Origin of the sequence: Rhizobium indigoferae, assembly GCF_034554815.1 — a bacterium.
GTDB classification, from domain to species: Bacteria; Pseudomonadota; Alphaproteobacteria; order Rhizobiales; family Rhizobiaceae; genus Rhizobium; species Rhizobium leguminosarum.
In genome coordinates this window covers 4,643,898-4,665,056 of sequence record NZ_CP140635.1, presented here as the reverse complement: position 1 = coordinate 4,665,056, position 21,159 = coordinate 4,643,898, and the positions used below count along the sequence as shown (strand labels likewise).

Below are 21,159 nucleotides of genomic sequence, written 5' to 3'. Positions count from 1 at the left end.
TCATGTATGTTGCCGTCAAGGGTGGCGAGGCCGCCATCGCCAATGCCCACCGCCTGCTGGCCGACCGCCGCCGCGGCGACCGTTCGCTGCCGGCGATCGGCATCGAACAGATCGTGGCGCAGCTGGCGCTCGCCGTCGATCGCGTCATGGCCGAGGCCTCGCTTTTCGACCGCACGCTCGCAGCACTTGCCATCCGCCAATCACGCGGCGACATGATCGAGGCGATCTTCCTGCTGCGCGCCTACCGCACGACGCTACCGCGTTTCGGCTATTCCAGGCCGCTCGACACGGCTGATATGACGATCGAACGCCGCATCTCGGCGACCTACAAGGATCTGCCGGGCGGCCAGCTCCTCGGCCCGACCTTCGACTATACCCACCGGCTGCTCGATCCCACACTGCTTTCGGACGAGGCAGTCGAGACGCCCGCTCAGCGTGCAGCCGAGACCGGCCGCGTCATGCGCGTCTCCGAAATCCTCGGCGAAGCGGGCCTGATCGAGGCCGATGGCGACATGCCGGAAGATCATGAGATCGGCGATCTGACCCGCGAGCCGATGGAATTCCCGATGACCCGCGATCTGCGCCTACAGGCGCTTGCCCGTAGCGACGAGGGCTTCCTGCTGGCGCTCGGTTATTCCACCCAGCGCGGCTACGGCCGTAACCACCCCTTCACCGGTGAAATCCGCATCGGCGACGTCGAGGTGGAATTCGACGTGCCGGAACTCGGTTTCGCCGTCTCGCTCGGCACGATCCAGATCACCGAATGCCAGATGGTCAACCAGTTCAAGGGTTCGGCCAAGGCGCCGCCGCAATTCACCCGCGGCTACGGCCTGGTCTTCGGCCAGAGCGAGCGCAAGGCGATGGCGATGTCGCTGGTCGACCGGGCGCTTCGCGCCGAAGAGCTCGGCGAGGATATCACCGCGCCGGCACAGGACGAGGAATTCGTCATCTCGCACTCCGACAACGTCCAGGCGACGGGCTTCGTCGAGCACCTGAAGCTTCCGCATTATGTGGATTTCCAGGCCGAACTCGATCTCGTCCGCCGCATGCGCCGCGAATTCGAAGCCGCCCGCAACGGTGGCGAAGACATGAAGGAAGCCGCCGAATGACCGATCTGGCCAGCTACAACTTCGCCTATCTCGACGAACAGACCAAACGCATGATCCGCCGGGCCATCCTGAAGGCAATCGCCATTCCCGGCTACCAGGTGCCCTTCGCCTCGCGCGAAATGCCGATGCCCTACGGCTGGGGCACCGGCGGGGTGCAGGTGACGGCCTCGATCATCGGACCTGATGACGTGCTGAAGGTCATCGACCAGGGCGCCGACGATACGACCAACGCCGTTTCCATCCGCGCCTTCTTCCAGAAGGTCGCCAATGTCGCGGTGACGACGCATACCAAGGATGCGACGATCATCCAGACGCGCCACCGCATTCCCGAAGAAAAGCTCGGGGTCGGGCAGGTGCTCGTCTACCAGGTGCCGATCCCCGAGCCGCTGCGCTTCCTCGAGCCGCGTGAGACCGAGACGCGCAAGATGCACGCGCTCGAAGAATACGGTCTCATGCATGTGAAGCTCTACGAGGATATCGCCCATAACGGCCGCATCTCGCGGACTTACGCCTATCCGGTGAAGGTCCACGGCCGCTATGTCATGGACCCGTCGCCGACGCCGAAATTCGACAATCCGAAGATGCACATGTCGGACGCGCTGCAGCTCTTCGGCGCCGGACGCGAGAAGCGCATCTATGCGGTTCCGCCCTATACCGACGTCGTCAGCCTGGATTTCGAGGACTATCCCTTCGATATCCAACGTTTCGATAAACCCTGCGCCCTTTGCGGTGCGGAGGATGTCTATCTCGACGAAGTGGTTCTCGACGACAAGGGCGGGCGGATGTTCGTCTGCTCCGACACCGATCATTGCGAAGACCGCCGCGCGCACGGACATGCCGGCGAGATGCTGGCCCGGGAGGCTGCAGAATGAGCGATACCCCGCTTCTCAAAGTCCATGACGTTTCGAAATTCTACGGCAACCGTATCGGCTGCCGCGACGTCTCCTTCGAGCTCTGGCCCGGCGAAGTGCTTGCCATCGTCGGCGAGTCCGGCTCCGGCAAGACGACGCTGCTCAACTGCCTCTCCACCCGGCTGCTGCCCAGCACCGGCAGCGTCGAATATCACATGCGCGACGGCAGCTACCGCGACCTCTACCGCATGAACGAGGCCGAGCGGCGCTTCCTGATGCGCACCGATTGGGGCTTCGTACACCAGAATCCGGCCGATGGCCTGCGCATGACCGTCTCGGCCGGCGCCAATGTCGGCGAACGGCTGATGGCGATCGGCGACCGGCACTACGGCAAGATCCGCGCTTCGGCGATCGACTGGCTCGAACGCGTCGAGATCGACGCCGACCGCATCGACGATCAGCCGCGCGCCTTTTCCCGCGGCATGCGCCAGCGCCTGCAGATCGCCCGCAACCTCGTCACCGGGCCGCGCCTCGTCTTCATGGACGAGCCGACCGGCGGCCTCGACGTCTCGGTGCAGGCGCGCCTGCTCGATCTGGTCCGCGGCCTCGTCAACGATCTCGGTCTCTCGGCCATCATCGTCACCCACGACCTCGCCGTCGCCCGCCTGCTCTCGCACCGGATGATGGTGATGAAGGACGGCTACGTCATCGAACACGGGCTTACCGACCGCGTGCTCGACGATCCGCGCGAACCCTACACGCAGTTGCTCGTCTCCTCGATCCTGCAGGTCTGAGCGCTACTGCATAATTCCTTAAATCGGAATCGATTTTAGGTAAAATTATGCAGCAATTCAGCACGCCATTGCGCGTCCTTTCAGACACGCGGCGAAACCAAGGAAGAAGAAATCATGGCAACGCCCCTCGTCGTTTCCGAAGTCTCGAAGAGCTTCACCATGCATCTGCGCGACGGCATCAAGCTACCTGTCGTATCCGATGTCGCCTTCTCGGTCGCATCGGGCGAATGCGTCGTGCTCGGTGGCCCATCGGGCATCGGCAAGAGCTCGCTGCTCAAGATGATCTACGGCAATTATGCCGTCGACACCGGCCAGATCCTCATCCGTCACAATGACCGCATCGTCGATCTCGCCTCCGCCGATCCGCGCACCGTGCTCAACGTCCGCCGCGATACGCTCGGCTATGTCAGCCAGTTCCTGCGCACCGTGCCGCGCGTCGCGGCGATCGACGTGGTTGCCGAACCGCTGGTGGCACGCGGCGAGGACGCCGTCACGGCGCGGGAAAAGGCGGGCGCCCTGCTTGCCAGGCTCAATCTGCCGGAAACGCTCTGGCAGCTTCCGCCCGCCACCTTCTCCGGCGGCGAGCAGCAACGCGTCAACATCGCGCGCGGCTTCATCACCGAGCATACGATCCTGCTTCTCGACGAACCCACAGCCTCGCTCGATGCCAGGAACCGTGCCGTCGTCGTCGGCATGATCGCGGAAAAGAAGAAGGCGGGGGTGGCCCTTCTCGGCATCTTCCACGACGAAGAGGTGCGCGAAGCCGTCGCCGACCGCATCCTCGACGTCCAGCAATTCTCACCCAGAAAGATCGCTGCATGAGCCGCAAGCTGGATATCGAGCCCTATTTTCATGAGACGGCGTCCGTCAGCGATTCCACCTTCGGGCGCTATACGGAGGTCTCTGAACGCTGCCGCATCAGCGAGGCCACGTTCGGCGACTATTCCTACATCATGCAGGACGGCTCCGTCTGGTGTGCGACGATCGGCAAGTTCGTCAATATCGCCGCCGCCGTGCGTATCAACGCCACCAACCATCCGACCTGGCGCGCGACGCTGCATCATTTCACCTATCGCGCCGCCGACTACTGGCCGGATGGCGACATGGAGACGGACTTCTTCGCCTGGCGGCGCGCAAACCGCGTGACGATCGGCAACGACGTCTGGATCGGCCACGGGGCGACCATTCTGCCGGGCGTCAACATCGGCAACGGCGCGGTGATCGGAGCCGGCGCCGTCGTCTCGAAGGACGTCGCGCCCTATACGATCGTCGGCGGCGTGCCGGCAAAGCTCATCCGCGAGCGCTTTCCAGGAGAGGTCGGCGAACGGATGGACAGGCTTTCCTGGTGGGACTGGGAGCACGACCGGCTACGCCAGGCGCTCTCCGATTTCCGCAACCTGAGCGCGCAAGATTTCCTATCCCGTTACGGCGGTTAAACCCCCGATATAGGGGCGGAGAATTGTGACAGGACTTACACAAATATGACATGTGAGGTTCATCAAGCGGGACTAATGCGATGCTGACCAAGGCCTGGATCGCAAGGGAAGAGCATGATGTTCGAGCTGAAGAATGTCACACGTCGTTTCGGAAAAAAGCTCGCCGTCGATTCCGTCACGCTCGCCATTCCTCAGGGCCAGATGGTGGGTGTCATCGGCCGCTCCGGTGCCGGCAAGTCGACGCTGCTACGCATGATCAACCGCCTTCAGGAGCCGAGCTCCGGCTCCATTCATTTCGCCGGTGTCGAGGTCTCCGGGCTTCGCGGCCAGGCGTTGCGCAACTGGCAGCGCGACTGCGCGATGATCTTCCAGCAGTTCAACCTGGTCCCGCGCCTCGACGTCCTCACCAATGTCATGCTCGGCCGCCTCAATCATCGCTCGACGCTTATGAGCCTGCTCAACATCTTCACCCGCGAGGAACGCGTGCATGCCATCGCGGCACTCGAACGCCTCGGCATCGAGCAGACGGCGTTGCAGGCAGCCGGAACGCTTTCCGGCGGCCAGCAGCAGCGCGTGGCGATCGCCCGCGCGCTGATGCAGAACCCGAAGATGGTTCTCGCCGACGAGCCGATCGCCTCGCTCGATCCGCTGAACGCCAAGATCGTCATGGATGCGCTGCGCGATATCAACGAGCGCGAGGGCATCACCGTCATCACCAACCTTCACACGCTCGACACCGCCCGCAACTATTGTGAGCGCATCGTCGGCATGGCCGGTGGCCGCGTCGTCTTCGACGGCAAGCCCTCGGAGCTGACGGCCGAAGCGGTGAAGGAAATCTACGGGACGGACAAGGACGGCGCCGGCATCGACGAAACGGTGACCTCGACATCGATCAATATCGCCCCCGAGCGGGCAGACCATCAATCCGCCGGCACACAGCCGCTGGCGCTGGCCGGCCTCTGAGAGAGGCAGCCGCGATCGAGCGCCCGCGTCAAGGGCACACTTCTTCGTAACGGGAAGGCCGGGGACACCGGTCAATAGGAGAGAACATGTTGAAGAAAGCACTCTTTGCGGCAACGGCGCTCTTCGCGCTCGCCGGCGCTGCCCACGCTGCAGACCTCAAGGAATTCCGCATCGGCATCCTCGGCGGCGAAAACGAAACCGACCGCCTGCGCAACTATGCCTGCCTTGCCGACCATCTGAAGCAGGAATTCGGCTTCGAGAAGGTTTCGCTCTTCCCGGCCGCCGACTATGACGGCGTGATCCAGGGCCTGCTCGGCGGCACGCTCGACTTCGCCGAACTCGGCGCCTCCGGCTACGCCGCCGTCTATATCAAGGATTCGAAGGCTGTCACGCCGATCCTGACGACGCAGCAGAAGGACGGCTCGACGGGTTATTACTCGATCGGCCTTGCTCTGAAGTCCTCCGGCATCAAGTCCATCAAGGACGCCAAGGGCAAGAAGCTCGGCTACGCCGATCCGGATTCCACGTCCGGCTACCTCGTTCCGCTGACGCAGATCCCGAAGGACACGGGCATGCCGAACGACAAGTTCTTCGCCTCGACCCAGTTCAACGGCGGTCACGAGAACAACCTTCTCGCTGCCTATGACGGCAAGGTCGACATTGCCGTCGACGATAGCTCGGGCATCGGCGACTTCAAGGACGGCTACACCTCCGGTACCTTCCGCAAGGAAGTCGACAAGGGCGCCGTCGATCCGAACAAGCTGGTCGAAGTATGGCGTTCGCCGCTGATCCCGAACGGCCCGCTCGTCGTTCGCAATGCTCTGGGCGAAGAGTGGCAGACGAAGCTTGCAGCCTTCTTCACGGCTCTGCCGGAGAAGGATCACAAGTGCTTCGCCGCTGTCGAAGGCGGCGACTACAAGGGCTACGCGCCCGTGAAGCACGACTTCTACAACGCCGTCGTCGACGTCCGCAAAGCTGCCATCGGCGGCTGATCGAGCCGTTTCGAATGAGGGCGGCCGGCAACGGCCGCCCTCTATCTTTTGACTACGGCACCGCGCGTCTTAGACGCGCAAAGGACGCTGTAGCACTTTGAATTGCTGCGTAATTCTATCCTCAACTCGATTCCGATTTGAGGATAGAATTATGAAGTAGGCGAGGCGTTGATGACTATTGCCGATACACAGCCGCAGATGCAGAGCACCAAGGAGATCGGCACCGCCTGGGACCGGATGGTCGCCAAGCGCCGCTTCTATACCGTCCTCGGCCTGGTTATCCTTATTGCGGCTTTCGTCAGCTCCGTCCGCTTCGCCGACGAGAGCAATGCCGGCCATTTCTTCGACCGTCTGCCGCATCTCTTCGACTTCCTGAGCTGGCTCATCCCCAGGGATTGGCACGACGTCTGGCGCGCGCTGTTTGATATAGCGAGCGTCAACGACAAGGGCGGCGAGGAATTCAATTTCGACAGGGGCCGTGTCTACGTCTGGGGCGCCTTCTACATTCCCGAATATTTCGAGCTGATGATCGTCACGATCAACGTCGCGCTGATCTCGACGATCATCGCCTTCGTCTTTGCCGTCCCATTGAGCTTCTTTGCCGCGCGCAACCTGACGAATTCATGGCCGTTGCGCATCTTCACCAAGCGGCTGATGGAGTTCCTGCGCGCCTTCCCTGAAATCGTCATAGCCGGGCTGTTTTCGGCGATCCTGTCGATCGGGCCGGTCGCCGCCATCATCGCCATCACCCTGCACACGATCGGCGCGCTCGGCAAACTCTTCTACGAAGTGGCCGAAAATATCGACATGAAGCCCCACGAGGGTATGAAAGCCGTCGGCGCCAACTGGTGGGAACGCGTGCGCTTTGCCGCCCTGCCGCAAGTGCTGCCGAATTTCACCTCCTATGCGCTGCTGCGCCTTGAGATCAACGTGCGCGCCTCGACCATCATCGGCGCCGTCGGCGGCGGCGGCATCGGCGAGGAACTGAAGCTCTCGATTTCGCGCGGCTTCGGCGCCAAGACGGTAGCGCTCGTTCTGCTGCTGTTCGTGACGATCGTCGCCGTCGACCAGTTCTCCGCATGGCTGCGCCGCCGCCTCGTCGGCGAGCACGCCTTCCTCCTGCAACATTGAGGCCGCCATGACGGTGATCGACGCAAACCGCATGCATGAGATAGAAACGCGCTATCCGGAATATTTCCACCGGTCGTTCCGCCAGCGTTTCGGCGGGCTGATGATCCTCATCGCGACACTGCTCTACAGCCTCTATGCCGTGTGGTTCTTCGACCTGCCCAAGCTTTTTGCCGAAGCCCATTGGGAGCGCGTCGGCATCTATCTCAGCCAATGGGTGAGCTACGACGTTCAACCGGAATTCCGCATTGGGGATGACGGCTCGATCGACATCCGTTATCCGCGTTTCTCGCCGCTCGGCGACAATCCGCACCCGGACTGGCTGGTCAACAATCCCGACGGCAGCATCACCGTTTCGATCAGCGGCACCGGCCGCAGCGTCACCGTCTCCAAGAACGCGACGATCGTCACCGCGCATGGCGTCAGCGTCCCGGTGGAAGTTTCGAGCGGCGCGCCGAAAGTCGTCGGACCGGTGCCCGGCTGGATGACAGTCTATGATGACAACGTGCTGGCGGATCTCGGCTTTGCCGGCAATGTCAGCATATCAGTCGACCGGGTGAAGATCCGCAAACGTTTCATCGGCTGGGCGAATTTCATCTTCGACACGCAATCATCCTTCTTCGACAAGCCGGTCGGCGAGGTCGTCAGCCTCATCGTCTCCGGCCCGCGCATCAAGCCCGACCAATCCAACCTGTCGCTCGCCTTCGACGATATCTGGAACAACAGCGAATGGCAGCACGGCGACGTCTGGACCAAGCTTTTCCAGACGATCGTCATGGCGTTCCTCGGAACGATACTCGGCTCGCTTACCGCCTTTCCGCTCGCCTTCCTGGCAGCGCGCAACATCACGCCGAACCGCCTGCTGAACCAGATCCTGAAGCGCTTCTTCGATTTCTTGCGCTCGGTCGATATGCTGATCTGGGCGCTGTTCCTGACGCGCGCCTTCGGCCCCGGCCCGCTCGCCGGCAGCGGTGCAATCTTCCTCACCGAGACCGGCCCGCTCGGCAAGCTCTATTCCGAAGGCCTCGAGAATATCGACAACAAGCCGCGGGAAGGCATCAAATCAACAGGCGCTCAGACCGTGCTCGTTCATCGTTATGGCATTATGCCGCAGATCGTTCCCGTCTTCGTCAGCCAGACGCTCTACCAATGGGAATCGAACGTGCGCGGCGCGACCATTATCGGCGCTGTCGGCGCCGGCGGCATCGGCCTCAAGCTGTGGGAGGCCATGCGCACCAACGCCAACTGGGAAAACGTCGCCTACATGGTCATTCTGATCCTGATCGTCGTCTTCATTTTCGACACCGCCTCGAACGCGCTGCGCCACCGGCTGATGGGCACGAAAGCCCACTGACCCATCCATCAAAGCAGTGGCGGCGCTGCCGCCATCATCATTCTGTCACGGAAATCTTTTAGCCGGGAGCCTGCTTGCGGTTCGCCGCCAAATCACTGCACAGTGCCCTCCCCGTTTGGACGATCTCCAGGATAAAAGCCTTGCGCTACGCTCTCTACTTCTCGCCGCCGAAGGATGATCCCTTGACCGGCGCGGCCTCGCTTTGGCTCGGCCGCAATGCTTTCACCGGCGAGACCTACCCTGCACCGGAATATGAGCAGCTGGGTGCGCCTGAACAGTTCGAGCTGACCGCCGACCCGCGCCGTTACGGCTTTCACGCCACGATCAAGGCGCCCTTTTCCCTCGCCTCCTCGGTCACCGAGAAGGATCTCATGACCGTTGCCGAGGACTTTGCCCAGCGCACGCAAGCCTTCGAGATTCCTGAGCTCGTGCTCGGCCAGCTCGGCCGTTTTTTTGCCCTCGTTCCCGGTTCACTTCATCAACCTCTTCAGGATTTCGCCGCGAAAGTGGTAAGGTCCTTCGAACCGTTCCGCGCAACGCTTTCCGAGGCCGATATGGCGCGGCGCAATCCGGAGAAGCTCAGCGACAGCCAGCGCGCCCATCTGCAGCGCTGGGGTTATCCTTACGTCATGGAGGATTTCGGCTTTCACATGACGCTGAGCGGCCAAGTGCCCGAGACACGTGCTCAGGTGATGAAAGCGATCCTGACAGAGCGTTTTGCCGATTTCATCGGCCGGCCGCTTTCGATTTCCGGCCTTGCCGTCTTCATCGAGGAGACGCGCGGTGCCCCATTCAAAGTTCATTCCTGGCTGCCGCTTGCCGGCGCCAAAAGCTGAAAGACCTGACGACATGAGCAAAGAGACCGTGTTTTCCAACGCCCGCATCGTCCTCGAGGATGACATCCTCTCAGGCTCGATCCTCATCCGCGACGGCAAGATTGCCGACATCTCCGAGGGCAACTCGGTAGCCGGCGAAAATTTCGAAGGCGACTACGTCATTCCAGGCCTTGTCGAGCTGCACACCGATCATCTCGAAGGCCATTATCAGCCGCGTCCCGGTATTCGCTGGAACAAGACCGCCGCAGTCCAGGCGCATGACGCCCAGATCGTCACGTCAGGCATCACCACGGTATTCGACTGCCTGCGCATGGGTGCGGACGAGGACGGCGGTTTCGAACATGGCGAGATGCGCGAGATGGCGGACGCCATCCAGTCGGCGGAGAAGGAAGGCAGGCTGCGCGCCGAGCACCTCATCCACCTGCGCTGCGAGGTCTCGGCCGACAACGTGCTCGAACATTTTGCCGATTTCGAAAACGACCGGCATGTGCGGCTCGTCTCGCTGATGGATCATGCGCCCGGCCAGCGTCAGTTCCAGACGATGGACCAATATATCTTCTACTACCAGAAGAAGCGCGGCCTGAGCGACGAGGCGTTCGCGCGTTTCGTCGCCAAGCGTCAGGCAGAATCGGCGCGCAATTCGACGCCGCATCGCAACGCCATCGCCAAGGTCTGCGCCGAGCGCGGCATCACCGTGGCAAGCCATGACGACGCGACGCTCTCCCATGTCGACGAGGCGATCGACAACGGCGTGCGCCTGGCCGAGTTCCCGACCAGCTTCGACGCCGCACGGGCGTCGCACGAACATGGCATGAGCGTGCTGATGGGCGCGCCGAACATCGTGCGCGGCAAGTCGCATTCCGGCAATATCGCCGCCCGCGACCTTGCCGAGATGGGCGTGCTCGACGTGCTTTCCTCCGACTACGTACCGCTCAGCCTGCTGCATGCGCCCTTCATCCTCGCCGACGAGGTGGAGAGCATCAGCCTGCCGAAGGCGATCGCCATGGTGACGTCGACGCCCGCCCGCACCGTCAGCCTCGACGATCGCGGCCGGATCGCAACCGGGCTGCGCGCCGATCTTGTCCGCGTCCATCGTTCGCACGGCGTGCCGGTGACACGCTCCGTCTGGCGCCAAGGACGCCGTGTCGCATGATGCCGCACGAACCCCACGCAGGAGCTGGTGCCGAGCGCGGCATCATGGTGGTTGTCGTCGGTCCGAGCGGTGCTGGCAAGGACACGCTGATGAACCTCGCCGCCCGGCGTTTTGCCGGCCGTGAGAACGTGCATTTCGTCCGCCGCGTCATCACCCGCCACCGCGATGCCGGCGGCGAGGACCATCTTTCCGTCTCCCTCCAAGGGTTTGCCGCCATGGAGCAATCAGGCTCCTTCGCCGTCTGGTGGGAAGCGCACGGCCTGAAATACGGTATTCCCGCCGAGGTCTCGGTGGCGCTGTCCAGAGGCCATGTCGTTGTCGCCAACGGCTCGCGCTCGGCGCTTCACCGCTTCCAGGCCGCCTTCCCGCGGCTGAAGGTCATCAACGTCACCGCCCGCCCCGAGGTGCTCGCCGGCCGGCTGGAGGCGCGCGGACGCGAGACGCATGAAGATATCATGGCCCGGCTCGCCCGCGGACCGCTGACGGTGCGCGGCGAATATGACGTGGTGGAGCTCGACAATAGCGGCTCGCTCGAAGAGGCCGAGCAGAAGATGATCGAGATCCTGGACGGATTGCTGACCAAGGCGCACTGACCAGGCTCGAGGGAAAAGGCATGCGCGCCATCAAAGTGGTCGACGACGATCCCTCTTGGCCACTGCTGTTTGCCGAGATCAGCACCGAGATCTCGATCCTGCTCGGTGACCGCCTGCTTTCCATCGATCATCTCGGCAGCACATCAGTGCCTGGATTGGCAGCCAAGCCGAAGATCGACCTTGATGCCGTGATGATATCCGACGAGTTCCTGCCGACGGCGATCGAGGTGGTGCGCGCTGCCGATTTCGTCTTCCACGGCGATACCGGAGAGCAACGATGGGCTTTCACCCGCGATCATCAAGCTTATGGCATCAGGCTCTATCTTTGCGGACCCGATAATCGCGGACATCGGGAGCGCATTCTGTTTCGCGATTATCTCAGGGTTCACCCCGAGAGAGCCAAGGCTTATGCCGAGTTGAAACGCCGGCTGGCCGCAGAGGCAGGCGGCGATTGGGATTTTTACACCGCCGGAAAAACCACGTTCGTCAGCGAGACGCTGCGGTTGGCAGACTTGAGGACGTGGAGTGCGCAGCCGCACTCCGCGCCCGATTAATCGCCGTCACCCCGTCCCGATACGATCTCGCGCTTGCCGACGTGGTTGGCTGGGCCGACGAGACCTTCCTTTTCCATGCGTTCTACCAGTGAGGCGGCGCGGTTGTAGCCGATGCCGAGGCGGCGCTGGATGTAGGACGTCGAGCACTTCTTGTCGCGCATGACGACCTTGACCGCCTGCTCGTAGAGTTCATTGCCATCTTCCGAGGCCATGGCGCTCTTGTCGAAGACGGCGCCGGCTTCTTCCTCTTCCGTCTCTTCCTCCTCGTCGGCGGTGACGGTGTCGAGATATTCCGGGCGGCCCTGGGTTTTCAGATGGGCGACAACCTTTTCCACTTCGACATCCGAGACGAAAGGACCGTGGACGCGGGAAATCCGCCCGCCGCCCTGCATATGCAGCATATCTCCCTGACCGAGCAGCTGCTCGGCGCCCTGTTCGCCGAGAATGGTGCGGCTGTCGATCTTCGAGGTCACCTGGAAGGAGATACGGGTCGGGAAGTTTGCCTTGATCGTGCCGGTGATGACGTCGACCGACGGACGCTGTGTCGCCATGATCAGATGGATGCCGGCGGCGCGGGCCATCTGGGCGAGGCGCTGGATTGCCCCTTCGATGTCCTTGCCGGCGACCATCATCAGGTCGGCCATCTCGTCGACGATGACGACGATATAGGGCATCGGCGTCAGGTCCAGCGCCTGGCTTTCCTCGATCGGAACACCGGTGCCCTTATCGAAGCCGACCTGGACCATGACATGGATGGTCTCGCCCTTTTCGCGGGCCTGTGCCATGCGGTCGTTATAGCCATCGATATTGCGCACGCCGAGGCGCGACATCTTGCGATAGCGCTCCTCCATTTCGCGCACGGCCCATTTCAGCGCCATGACCGCCTTCTTCGGATCGGTGACGACGGGCGTCAGCAGATGCGGGATGCCGTCATAGACTGACAGTTCGAGCATCTTCGGGTCGACCATGATCAGGCGGCACTGTTCCGGCGTCATGCGGTAGAGCAGCGACAGGATCATCGTGTTGATGGCGACCGACTTGCCGGAGCCGGTGGTGCCGGCCACGAGCAGATGCGGCATCTTGGCGAGCTCGGCGATGACAGGCTCGCCGCCGATGGTTTTGCCGAGGCCGAGCGCCAGCTTGTAACCGCTCTTCTCGAAATCCTGGCTCTCGATCATCTCGCGGAAATAGACGGTTTCACGTGTCACATTCGGCAATTCGATGCCGATGACGTTGCGGCCGGGGACGACGGCCACGCGGGCCGAAAGCGCCGACATCGAGCGGGCGATATCATCGGCAAGGCCGATGACCCGCGACGATTTCACGCCCGGCGCCGGCTCGAATTCATAGAGGGTGACGACAGGACCGGGACGGACATGGATGATTTCGCCCTTGATGCCGAAATCTTCCAGCACGCTTTCCAGAAGCCCTGCATTCTGTTCCAGCGTCTCCTGCGACATGATCTCGCCGAGGCGTTCCGGCGGTTCCTGCAGCAGGGCACGCGGCGGGAATTCATAGCCGGATGCGTCGATCCTTTCGGGCCGCGCGGCCAGGCGCGGCGACGGCAGGACCGCGGCGACAGGCGGCGTGCGCTGCGGCGCCGGTGCTGCCTGAGGGGCTGATGCAATTTGAGGGGCTGGCGCGACCTGAGAGGTTGGCGCCGCCTGAGGTACGGGCGCGACCGGTGCCTCGACAGCGATGCGCCTGGGCCTTTCCAGGGACGGGGCGGCCGGAGGGCGCACAGCGACCTTTGCGGAGATCGCAGCGGGCTGCGGGACCGGGCGGGAGGTGACGGGAGCAGGGGCCGACCGGCCGGGGCGCCATTCCATGATCCGGAACAGCGACGTGATCGATTCGGGCGAGGTCTCGGTCTTCGGGAACGATATCAAGGGCGGTGCGCGAACCGGCTCGGCCTCTTCGAAGGCCATGACTTCCCAAAAGGCGAAATCCGAAATGGAGGAAAGCTCGGCGCTGGCGCGGAAAGCCGGCGCGCCGGGCTCGTCAGGCAAAGGTGACTGCTGCAGTTCGACCCTATGCGGTGCTACGGAAATTTCGTCCGGCTCTGGCAGATAGATATCGAAGGGCACGTCGACGGCAACCGGCTCTATCCGTATCGCCTGCTGTCCAATCTGCGAATCATCGCGAACGGGCTCATTCGGCGCGCGCCGCCTGCTGATCAGCGTTTCCGGCGTGCGGGTGAAACGGACATTCGGCGCGAGGGAAAAGTTACTCTGCCAGATGGGTGCCGCCGGCTTCTCCCCTGGGTTTTCCGCCGGAAGGTCCGTTTCAATCTCGCTGGAAAAATCTCCGGCATCCGTCAAATTGGTTCTGGGAAAACGCATGCGTCCGCTACTCACTCATGCTTTGCAAATTACGACCCTACCGGGATAGAAAAGGAAGGTTAATAAGTTCCTTCCTGCCGTATCGTTCCGATACGATCCCCTGGGATAAATCGCTGCACTTTCAATGAGTTCTGGCAGTGAGAAAAATCTTTGCCAATTTTGGGGAGCCGCTCTAAAGCGCGTCGCAATCTTTTGGATTCGCTCCTGGCGCTTTAGAGCCTTCCTGGTCAGATTGCAGCATTCTGTTGGCTCAAACGGAATCGGATGCTCGACCGGCCGGCGCGCGTCGTAGCCCAGGTCTACGGCCCAGGTGGCCGGTCGAGCAGGCGGCCCGTTTCAGCCAAGCCGAAGGGCCGGGCATAGGCTTTATTTCCACGCATGTCGTTGTCGCAAAACCGCTGTCCTTTTGCGCGACGTGCTTTAGTGCGCCTCGTCCCAATTGGTGGCGGCGCGTGCATCGACCCTCAGCGGTACACGCATTTCCAGTGCCGGCATGGTGGCGTTTTCCATGACCGAGACGATGACCGGCATCGCCTTTTCGACATCCTCGTCCTCGACCTCGAAGATGAGTTCGTCGTGCACCTGCAGCAGCATGCGGACGCGATCGGCAAGGCCGACTTCAACAAGCGCCGGCTCTATCTTGATCATCGCCCGGCGGATGACGTCGGCAGCCGAGCCCTGGATCGGCGCGTTGATCGCCGCACGCTCGTTGAAGGCACGCACGGATGGATTGGACGAGCGGATGTCGGGATAGTTGATGCGGCGACCGAAGATCGTTTCGACATAACCCTTGTCGCGCGCCATGGCCTTTCGGCTTTCCATATAGTCGCGGATGCCGGGGAAACGCTCGAAATACTTCTTGATATAGTCGCCGGCTTCCGAACGCTCGATCGAAAGCTGATTGGCAAGGCCGAAGGCCGAAATGCCGTAGATGATGCCGAAATTGATTGCCTTGGCGCGGCGGCGCACCTCGCCCGGCATGCCTTCCACCGGCACGCCGAACATTTCCGAAGCCGTCATGGCGTGGATGTCGACGCCATCTTCGAAGGCCTTGGTCAGCTGCGGGATCTCGGCCACATGGGCAAGCACGCGCAGTTCGATCTGGCTGTAGTCGGCAGAGATCAGCTTGTGGCCGGGCGTCGAGATGAAGGCGGTGCGGATCTTGCGGCCTTCTGCGGTGCGCACCGGAATATTCTGCAGGTTCGGCTCGGAGGAGGACAGACGCCCCGTGGTCGTCGAAGCCAGCGAGTAGGAGGTGTGGACCCGCTTTGTCTCGGGGTGAACGTAACCTGGAAGCGCGTCGGTATAGGTGGATTTCAGCTTGGTGACCTGGCGCCAGTCGACGATCTTGCGCGGCAATTCGAAACCGGCGGCGGCCAGATCCTCGAGCACCTGCGCGGAGGTGGACCATTGGCCTGTCTTCGTCTTGCTGCCGCCGGAAAGGCCCATCTTGCCGAACAGGATATCGCCCAGCTGCTTCGGCGAGCCGATGTTGAAACGTTCGCCGGCCAGCACGTAGATCTCGTCCTCCAGCCTTGCTGCACCCTGGGCCAGCTCGCCGGAGAGCCGCGACAGGATCTGCCGGTCAACGGTGATGCCGCGCGCTTCCATACGCGCAAGCACGGGCAATAGCGGCCGCTCCAGCCGTTCATAGACGCTGGTCAGCCCTGATGCCGCCAGCCGGGGCTTCAGCACCAGCCAGAGGCGCAGCGTCACGTCGGCATCTTCGGCGGCATAGTGGGTGGCGCGGTCGATATCGACCAGATCGAAGGTGACGTTCGCCTTGCCGCTGCCCGCCACGTCCTTGTACGGGATCGGTGTATGGCCGAGGAATTTTTCCGAGAGCGGATCCATGCCATGCGCGCCGGTGCCGGCGTCGAGCACGTAGGAGATCAGCATGGTGTCGTCGAAACTCCTGGTCTCGATGCCGTAGCGCTTCAACAGCAGGTAGTCATATTTCAGGTTCTGGGCGACCTTGAGAACCGATTCGTCCTCCAGCAATGCCTTCAGCCGCGGCAGGGCATCGCCAATCGGGATCTGGTTGTCGGCAAGGCCGCCGCCGAGCAGATCGCCGACGCCGTTCTTATGGACAAGCGGCACATAGGCGGCGCGGATCTTCGTGCCGGTGGGATCGGCCGTATTGTCGGCGATCGCCAGTGAAAAGCCGACAAGTTCGGCCTGCATCGCATCCAGCGACGTGGTCTCGGTATCGAAAGCAACGAGGCCGGTAGCGCGCGCATCGGCGATCCAGCGGTCGAGCGTCGCCAGGTCGCGGATCGTGACATAGGCCGAATGATCGAAGGGCAGCGTCGCAAAGGCATCGGCCCGCGCCTTGGCAAGATCGGCGGGCGAAAAGGCGCCTTCGGCCGCGTTCTTCGCCTTCGCGCGCGGCGGCACCGGCACGGATTCGCCCGAAACGTCGGGGATGCCGCCGGCAACAGTCTCGGGCTCCGCCGCGTCGAGATCCGGGCCGCGGGCCGTCTCGCCCCATTCGATGCGGACGGTCGCCGGTTCGATGGCGCTCGCATCGCAATCGCAGGCCTCGGCGACGCGGCGCGTCAGCGTGGTGAATTCCATCGTCTTCAGGAAGCCGATCAGCTTCGGGCCGTTCTGCGGTTCCAGCACCAGCGCGTCGAGATCGAGATCGAGCGGCACATCGGTGCGCAGCCGCACGAGGTCGCGCGAGAGCCTGGCCATGTCGATATTGGCGAGGATCGTCTCGCGGCGCTTGACCTGCTTAATCTCGGTGGCGCGTTCGAGCAGCGTGTCGAGATCGCCGTACTCCTCAAGCAGCTGGGCGGCGGTTTTCGGGCCGATGCCCGGAATGCCGGGAACGTTGTCGACGGAATCACCGGTCATCGCCTGCAGGTCGATCATCTTTTCCGGCGGCACGCCCCATTTCTCGATGACATCGGGAATGCCGATCTGCTTGTCCTTCATGCTGTCATACATATGGACATTGGGGCTGACGAGCTGCATCAGATCCTTGTCGGAGGAGACGATGGTGACATCGGCGCCGGTTGCCTCGGCCTGGCGGGCATAGGTGGCGATAATGTCGTCGGCTTCGAAGCCTTCGGTCTCGATGCAGGGCAGATTGAAGGCGCGGGTCGCCTCTCTTATAAGGCCGAATTGCGGGATGAGCTCTTCCGGCGGGGCGGAGCGGTTCGCCTTATAGGCGTCGTAGAGATCCTTGCGAAACGTCTTGGCGGAATAATCGAAGATGACGGCAAGATGTGTCGGCGTCACACCGACATCGGTATTGCGCGCATCCCTCAGCAGCTTCCACAGCATGTTGCAGAAACCGGACACGGCGCCGATCGGCAGGCCGTCGGTCTTGCGGGTCAGCGGCGGCAATGCATGAAACGCCCGGAAGATGAATCCGGAACCATCGACTAGGAAGAGGTGATCGCCTTTTTTCATGCGTGCATGGATAGCGCGGGCATCGGACGAGGTCCATATAGAGTTCGGCATAAAATTCGGCGCGCGAAAAGGATTATGGCGTTCGGAGCGTCACACAGCGCCGCGCGTCTTTTCGGACGCGCAAAGGACGCTGAGCACTTGGCGTTGCTGCATAATTTTATCCTTCCATCGATTCCGATCTCAGGAATTGTGCGGCAGCGATTCCAGCTCACCAAACTGTTACCGATTTGTAACGATCGCCCTCCCTTGAAAAACCACATTCTGAGCCACAAATCCATGTCACCGGCGCTTGATTGCGTCGCGGGTCTGATTACCGGCTTGTCCCCCGCCGCGTCAGGCTTGGACAAAGGCCTATCCCCCTCTCCGGGCCTTTGTCCCCACTTTAAAGTCGCCATGGCCAACCTCCAGGCCATGGCGACTTTTGTTTTTTCGAGGCACTCGAAATTATCATCACGGCTTGCATGTTAAGGAGCATCGTATGCGATTTGCTGCATTGTCTCCGGCATGGTTTTGAGCCTAACTTGCAATCATGGGATTTAACCGCATGGATTCGGGAGCCTACCTTGCCAGCCAGCTGGCGAAGGGTTTTGCCCGCTCGCTGCACCAGCGCGCGGTCGGGCTTGGTTTTTCTCCGGGCCAGTTCCCCATCCTGCTGGAACTCTGGGCCGAGGACGGGCTGACCCAGAAACAGCTTCTCGAGCGGGTCGATATCGAGCAGGCGACCATGGCCAATACGCTTTCGCGCATGGTCCGCGACGGGCTGATCGAGCGCCGGCCGCATCCGTCCGACAAGCGGGCGCAACTGCTCTTCCTGACGCCGAGGGCGCGCGCCATGGAGGCCGAGGCGATCGAGACCGCGCGTGAGGCCGACCTTGCGCTGTTTAAAGGTTTCCGGGTTTTCGAGCGCGAGCTGACGCTCGAATATATCCGCCGGCTGCTGGAAAACGCCAAGGCGCTCTGACCGCTGCATAATTTTATCCTTAAATCATAATCGATTTAACGATAAAATTATGCAGCAATTCAAAGTGTTACAGCGTTTTTTGCGCGTCTGAAAAGACGCGCGGCGCTGTAAGATCACTCGCCGGCACGCTGTGCGCGTCGCAATAGGGACACGCCGGTTTCGATCTGCATGGTCAGGACGTTTTCGTCGGCGGCAAGCTTGACGCTCGGCTCGATATCCGGCTTGCCGAGTAAAAGGCCCTGCACTTGCGTGCAGCCTTCCTCGACGACGATCCGGCGCTGTATCTCGGTTTCAACGCCCTCCGTCACGACAGGCATGCCGAGGCTATGACCAAGGCCGATGATGGCGCGCACGATCGAGCGTGCCGACGCATCATGTTCCAGCACGCCGGTGAAACTGCGGTCGACCTTGATCTTGTCGAAAGGGAATGAACGCAGGTTGGACAGCGAGGAAAAACCGGTGCCGAAATCATCCATGACGATGTGCACGCCGAGCTTGTGCAGCCGCAGCAGCGTCGTCATCACCCGGTCGCGATCGCGAATGAGGGCCGCCTCGGTGATCTCGAGTTCCAGCCGGCTGGGCGCAAGCCCGGTTTCGGCGAGGATCGACTCGATCCGCTCACAGAGGTTCGGCAGCATGAATTGCACCGGTGAGAGATTGACGGCGATCATCAGCGGCAGCGGCCAGCGCACGGCCTCCCTGCAGGCCTGCAGCAACACCCATTCGCCGAGTTGGACGATCGAGCCGCTTTCCTCGGCGATCGGGATGAAGATATCGGGCTCGGTCAGGCCGTAACCTGGCCGGTTCCAGCGCATCAGGGCCTCGTAGCCGCCGATCTCGCCGCTCTGCGCATCGAGGATCGGCTGATAGCTGACATGGATCTGGTTGCGGGAGATCGCATGGCGCAGTTCGCTTTCGATCTGGCGGCGGTTCCGTGCCGCCTTGTCCATTTCCGCGTCGAAGAAACAGACCTTGCCGCGACCGTCATGCTTGACGCGGTAGAGTGCAGTATCGGCATTGTTGCAGAGTTCTTCAGCGGCAGCGCCATCCGCGGGATAGAGTGCGATGCCGAGGCTGACGCCGACGGCTGTGGGGTCACGCGCCGTGTCCATTTCGGCGGCGAATTCGTCGAGGATATCAGCCGCAAGCTTCTGCGCCGCCGCCGGCTGTTGCCCGGCGGGCTGAATGATGGCGAATTCATCGCCGCCGAGGCGGGCGACCGTATCGCTCTCATCGGCCACGCGGCGCAGGATCGAGGCGACCTTGCGGAGAATGCGGTCGCCTTCGGCATGACCGAAGATGTCGTTGACGGCCTTGAAGCGATCGAGGTCGAGATAGAAGAGGGCAACCTCGCTGTTCTTTCGTTCAGCCATCTGCAGCGCCTGCCGGATGCGGGTGTCGAACAGCGACCTGTTCGGCAGATCGGTGAGCACATCGTGGTGGGCGAGATGCTCGATCATCTCCTCGGCCTGCCTGCGCTCGGTGAGGTCACGCACCGCCAGCACCTCGCAATTGTGCCCGCGATAGACGATCCTGCTCGCGGTCACTTCGACGGCGATCTCCCTGCCGTTCCTGGTGTTGAGCAGCGTCTCGCTGGGTCTGTTCTGCCCAGTTCCCTGAATAGCAGACAAAACAGCCGAGGGCGCCTTGCCGGCGAGATCGGCAAGCTTCCAGCCGGAAAGCCCCTGGAAGCGTTCATTGGCATCGATGATCCGGCCTTCCCGCAGGATCAGCAGCCCTTCCTGCGAGGCATTCGCAAGCCCCCTCAGATCCGTCAGGTGGCTTTCGATAAAGACCACCGCGAGGGCAATCAGAATGAGCGTCGTCGCCGCCACCACGACGATCACAGCAAGCAGGCTGGCGTCGAGCACCGTTGCCGGAACTTGCTTGCCGGGATCCGGCACGAGTGTGATGCTAGCCATCGAGATGAAATGGAGAGCGCAGATCGCGAGGACGAAAGTGATTGACGAGGCGAGGAGCCGCCTCAGTCCCTTCAATTGGAAAAAGGCGTGGAAGGCGGCGCCCGACAACAGCGCTCCTGCGAGAACCGCACTCAGCGTCATCAAGGGATCATAAAGGATGACCGCCTGCGTTTCGATCGCCTGCATGCCGGTCAGGTGCATAGAGGCGATGCCGAGCGCCATCAGGACGCCGCCGCGTATGCGAGAAAATCTGCCGCGGCTTTCCGAAGCGACGAGGATCGCCGCCCACGAACCGACAACCGACAGGAGGAAAGAAAGCGTCGTCAGGCCCAGTTGGTAGCCGATCGGCATGCCGCCGTCATAGGCCAGCATCGCGATGAAGTGCGTTGCCCATACGCCGGTACCGAAAGCGAAAGCCGAGGCGCCGATCCAGAGCTTGCGCCGCCCGGCATCGCATTCCTGGGCGCGGGAAAGCAGCAGCATAGCCGCCGTAGCGCCGACCAGGCAGACCGCGGCGGCCGCAAGCACCAGCCGCCAATCGTGGTTGTCCCGAATACATGTAATGACCGAAAACATCCGAACCTCGCACAGCTGAATTCGGTCAGGCTATTTAGGTTATGCTAAATAACGGTAAATTGAATTAGAATTCTCTTCTATATTATCCAGCAAATCTTCTTGATATTAGTCTATGCCCCGCCGGTCTTTCGCGCCGCCGATTTTTTGTTTTTCCGCCTCGCCTGCCTATCTGGTT

General features: G+C 62.0%; 17 protein-coding genes. 14 read left to right on the top strand and 3 right to left on the bottom strand.

Annotated elements, in window-relative coordinates; all coding sequences use genetic code 11:
- Positions 1-2 precede the first annotated feature (2 nt).
- The 13 genes from U5G49_RS22815 (at position 3) to U5G49_RS22755 (ending at position 11,763) form a co-directional block, all read left to right on the top strand.
- A complete protein-coding gene (locus tag U5G49_RS22815) occupies positions 3-1,109 on the top strand; it encodes a carbon-phosphorus lyase complex subunit PhnI (protein ID WP_193446472.1) in 1,107 nt (368 codons plus the stop codon).
- Positions 1,106-1,981, top strand: a complete 876-nt coding sequence (locus U5G49_RS22810; RefSeq protein WP_003544415.1) for an alpha-D-ribose 1-methylphosphonate 5-phosphate C-P-lyase PhnJ — start codon at positions 1,106-1,108, stop codon at positions 1,979-1,981. The genes U5G49_RS22815 and U5G49_RS22810 overlap by 4 nt, the downstream gene beginning before the upstream one ends.
- Positions 1,978-2,754 (top strand): phosphonate C-P lyase system protein PhnK, encoded by a 777-nt coding sequence (gene phnK / locus U5G49_RS22805; protein WP_193446473.1) that lies wholly within the window; start codon positions 1,978-1,980, stop codon positions 2,752-2,754. The genes U5G49_RS22810 and phnK overlap by 4 nt, the downstream gene beginning before the upstream one ends.
- A 114-nt stretch (positions 2,755-2,868) precedes the next feature.
- Positions 2,869-3,576: a phosphonate C-P lyase system protein PhnL gene (gene phnL, locus U5G49_RS22800; protein ID WP_026230920.1), complete on the top strand. Its 708-nt coding sequence runs from the start codon at positions 2,869-2,871 to the stop codon at positions 3,574-3,576.
- On the top strand, positions 3,573-4,190 hold the full coding sequence (locus tag U5G49_RS22795; RefSeq protein ID WP_193446474.1) for a DapH/DapD/GlmU-related protein: 618 nt from the start codon (positions 3,573-3,575) through the stop codon (positions 4,188-4,190). Before phnL ends, U5G49_RS22795 begins: the two co-directional genes overlap by 4 nt.
- Positions 4,191-4,307: 117 nt before the next feature.
- Positions 4,308-5,153 (top strand): phosphonate ABC transporter ATP-binding protein, encoded by an 846-nt coding sequence (gene phnC, locus U5G49_RS22790; protein WP_018447998.1) that lies wholly within the window; start codon positions 4,308-4,310, stop codon positions 5,151-5,153.
- Between the two features lie 86 nt (positions 5,154-5,239).
- A complete protein-coding gene (phnD, locus tag U5G49_RS22785) occupies positions 5,240-6,145 on the top strand; it encodes a phosphonate ABC transporter substrate-binding protein (RefSeq protein ID WP_018244301.1) in 906 nt (301 codons plus the stop codon).
- Positions 6,146-6,316: 171 nt separating this feature from the next.
- Entirely contained in the window at positions 6,317-7,276 is a 960-nt protein-coding gene (gene phnE / locus U5G49_RS22780; RefSeq protein ID WP_018447999.1) for a phosphonate ABC transporter, permease protein PhnE, read from the top strand.
- A 7-nt stretch (positions 7,277-7,283) separates the two neighbouring features.
- Positions 7,284-8,627: a phosphonate ABC transporter, permease protein PhnE gene (gene phnE, locus U5G49_RS22775; RefSeq protein ID WP_193446475.1), complete on the top strand. Its 1,344-nt coding sequence runs from the start codon at positions 7,284-7,286 to the stop codon at positions 8,625-8,627.
- A 140-nt stretch (positions 8,628-8,767) separates the two neighbouring features.
- The gene (locus U5G49_RS22770) at positions 8,768-9,463 is read left to right on the top strand and encodes a DUF1045 domain-containing protein (RefSeq protein ID WP_047617581.1); all 696 of its coding nucleotides are present in this window, start codon (positions 8,768-8,770) and stop codon (positions 9,461-9,463) included.
- A gap of 13 nt (positions 9,464-9,476) precedes the next feature.
- Entirely contained in the window at positions 9,477-10,616 is a 1,140-nt protein-coding gene (locus tag U5G49_RS22765) for an alpha-D-ribose 1-methylphosphonate 5-triphosphate diphosphatase (protein ID WP_018448002.1), read from the top strand.
- Positions 10,613-11,209: a phosphonate metabolism protein/1,5-bisphosphokinase (PRPP-forming) PhnN gene (gene phnN, locus U5G49_RS22760; protein WP_018244296.1), complete on the top strand. Its 597-nt coding sequence runs from the start codon at positions 10,613-10,615 to the stop codon at positions 11,207-11,209. Before U5G49_RS22765 ends, phnN begins: the two co-directional genes overlap by 4 nt.
- A gap of 20 nt (positions 11,210-11,229) precedes the next feature.
- On the top strand, positions 11,230-11,763 hold the full coding sequence (locus U5G49_RS22755; protein WP_193446476.1) for a GrpB family protein: 534 nt from the start codon (positions 11,230-11,232) through the stop codon (positions 11,761-11,763).
- Here U5G49_RS22755 and U5G49_RS22750 read toward each other — a convergent pair.
- A complete protein-coding gene (locus tag U5G49_RS22750) occupies positions 11,760-14,105 on the bottom strand; it encodes a DNA translocase FtsK (protein WP_193446477.1) in 2,346 nt (781 codons plus the stop codon). The two genes, U5G49_RS22755 and U5G49_RS22750, sit on opposite strands and share 4 nt — an antisense overlap.
- Before the next feature lie 420 nt (positions 14,106-14,525).
- Complete coding sequence (gene polA / locus U5G49_RS22745; protein ID WP_193446478.1) at positions 14,526-17,525, bottom strand: DNA polymerase I; 3,000 nt, start codon at positions 17,523-17,525, stop codon at positions 14,526-14,528.
- Between the two features lie 544 nt (positions 17,526-18,069).
- Between polA and U5G49_RS22740 the strand changes: the two genes are divergently transcribed.
- The gene (locus tag U5G49_RS22740; protein WP_003544385.1) at positions 18,070-18,486 is read left to right on the top strand and encodes a MarR family winged helix-turn-helix transcriptional regulator; all 417 of its coding nucleotides are present in this window, start codon (positions 18,070-18,072) and stop codon (positions 18,484-18,486) included.
- Between the two features lie 113 nt (positions 18,487-18,599).
- On the opposite strand, the gene U5G49_RS22735 is transcribed toward U5G49_RS22740, so the two are convergent.
- Complete coding sequence (locus tag U5G49_RS22735; RefSeq protein WP_193446479.1) at positions 18,600-20,984, bottom strand: bifunctional diguanylate cyclase/phosphodiesterase; 2,385 nt, start codon at positions 20,982-20,984, stop codon at positions 18,600-18,602.
- Positions 20,985-21,159 lie beyond the last annotated feature (175 nt).

Bases quoted from the DNA above. Each gene is read 5' to 3' on its own strand.
- U5G49_RS22755 (WP_193446476.1), top strand. From the start codon at position 11,230: ATGCGCGCCATCAAAGTGGTCGACGACGATCCCTCTTGGCCACTGCTG.
- phnD (WP_018244301.1), top strand. From the start codon at position 5,240: ATGTTGAAGAAAGCACTCTTTGCGGCAACGGCGCTCTTCGCGCTCGCC.
- U5G49_RS22795 (WP_193446474.1), top strand. From the start codon at position 3,573: ATGAGCCGCAAGCTGGATATCGAGCCCTATTTTCATGAGACGGCGTCC.
- U5G49_RS22765 (WP_018448002.1), top strand. From the start codon at position 9,477: ATGAGCAAAGAGACCGTGTTTTCCAACGCCCGCATCGTCCTCGAGGAT.
- phnK (WP_193446473.1), top strand. From the start codon at position 1,978: ATGAGCGATACCCCGCTTCTCAAAGTCCATGACGTTTCGAAATTCTAC.
- phnE (WP_193446475.1), top strand. From the start codon at position 7,284: ATGACGGTGATCGACGCAAACCGCATGCATGAGATAGAAACGCGCTAT.
- phnE (WP_018447999.1), top strand. From the start codon at position 6,317: ATGACTATTGCCGATACACAGCCGCAGATGCAGAGCACCAAGGAGATC.
- U5G49_RS22810 (WP_003544415.1), top strand. From the start codon at position 1,106: ATGACCGATCTGGCCAGCTACAACTTCGCCTATCTCGACGAACAGACC.
- polA (WP_193446478.1), bottom strand. From the start codon at position 17,525: ATGAAAAAAGGCGATCACCTCTTCCTAGTCGATGGTTCCGGATTCATC.
- U5G49_RS22815 (WP_193446472.1), top strand. From the start codon at position 3: ATGTATGTTGCCGTCAAGGGTGGCGAGGCCGCCATCGCCAATGCCCAC.
- phnL (WP_026230920.1), top strand. From the start codon at position 2,869: ATGGCAACGCCCCTCGTCGTTTCCGAAGTCTCGAAGAGCTTCACCATG.
- U5G49_RS22740 (WP_003544385.1), top strand. From the start codon at position 18,070: ATGGATTCGGGAGCCTACCTTGCCAGCCAGCTGGCGAAGGGTTTTGCC.
- phnC (WP_018447998.1), top strand. From the start codon at position 4,308: ATGTTCGAGCTGAAGAATGTCACACGTCGTTTCGGAAAAAAGCTCGCC.
- U5G49_RS22735 (WP_193446479.1), bottom strand. From the start codon at position 20,984: ATGTTTTCGGTCATTACATGTATTCGGGACAACCACGATTGGCGGCTG.
- U5G49_RS22750 (WP_193446477.1), bottom strand. From the start codon at position 14,105: ATGCGTTTTCCCAGAACCAATTTGACGGATGCCGGAGATTTTTCCAGC.
- phnN (WP_018244296.1), top strand. From the start codon at position 10,613: ATGATGCCGCACGAACCCCACGCAGGAGCTGGTGCCGAGCGCGGCATC.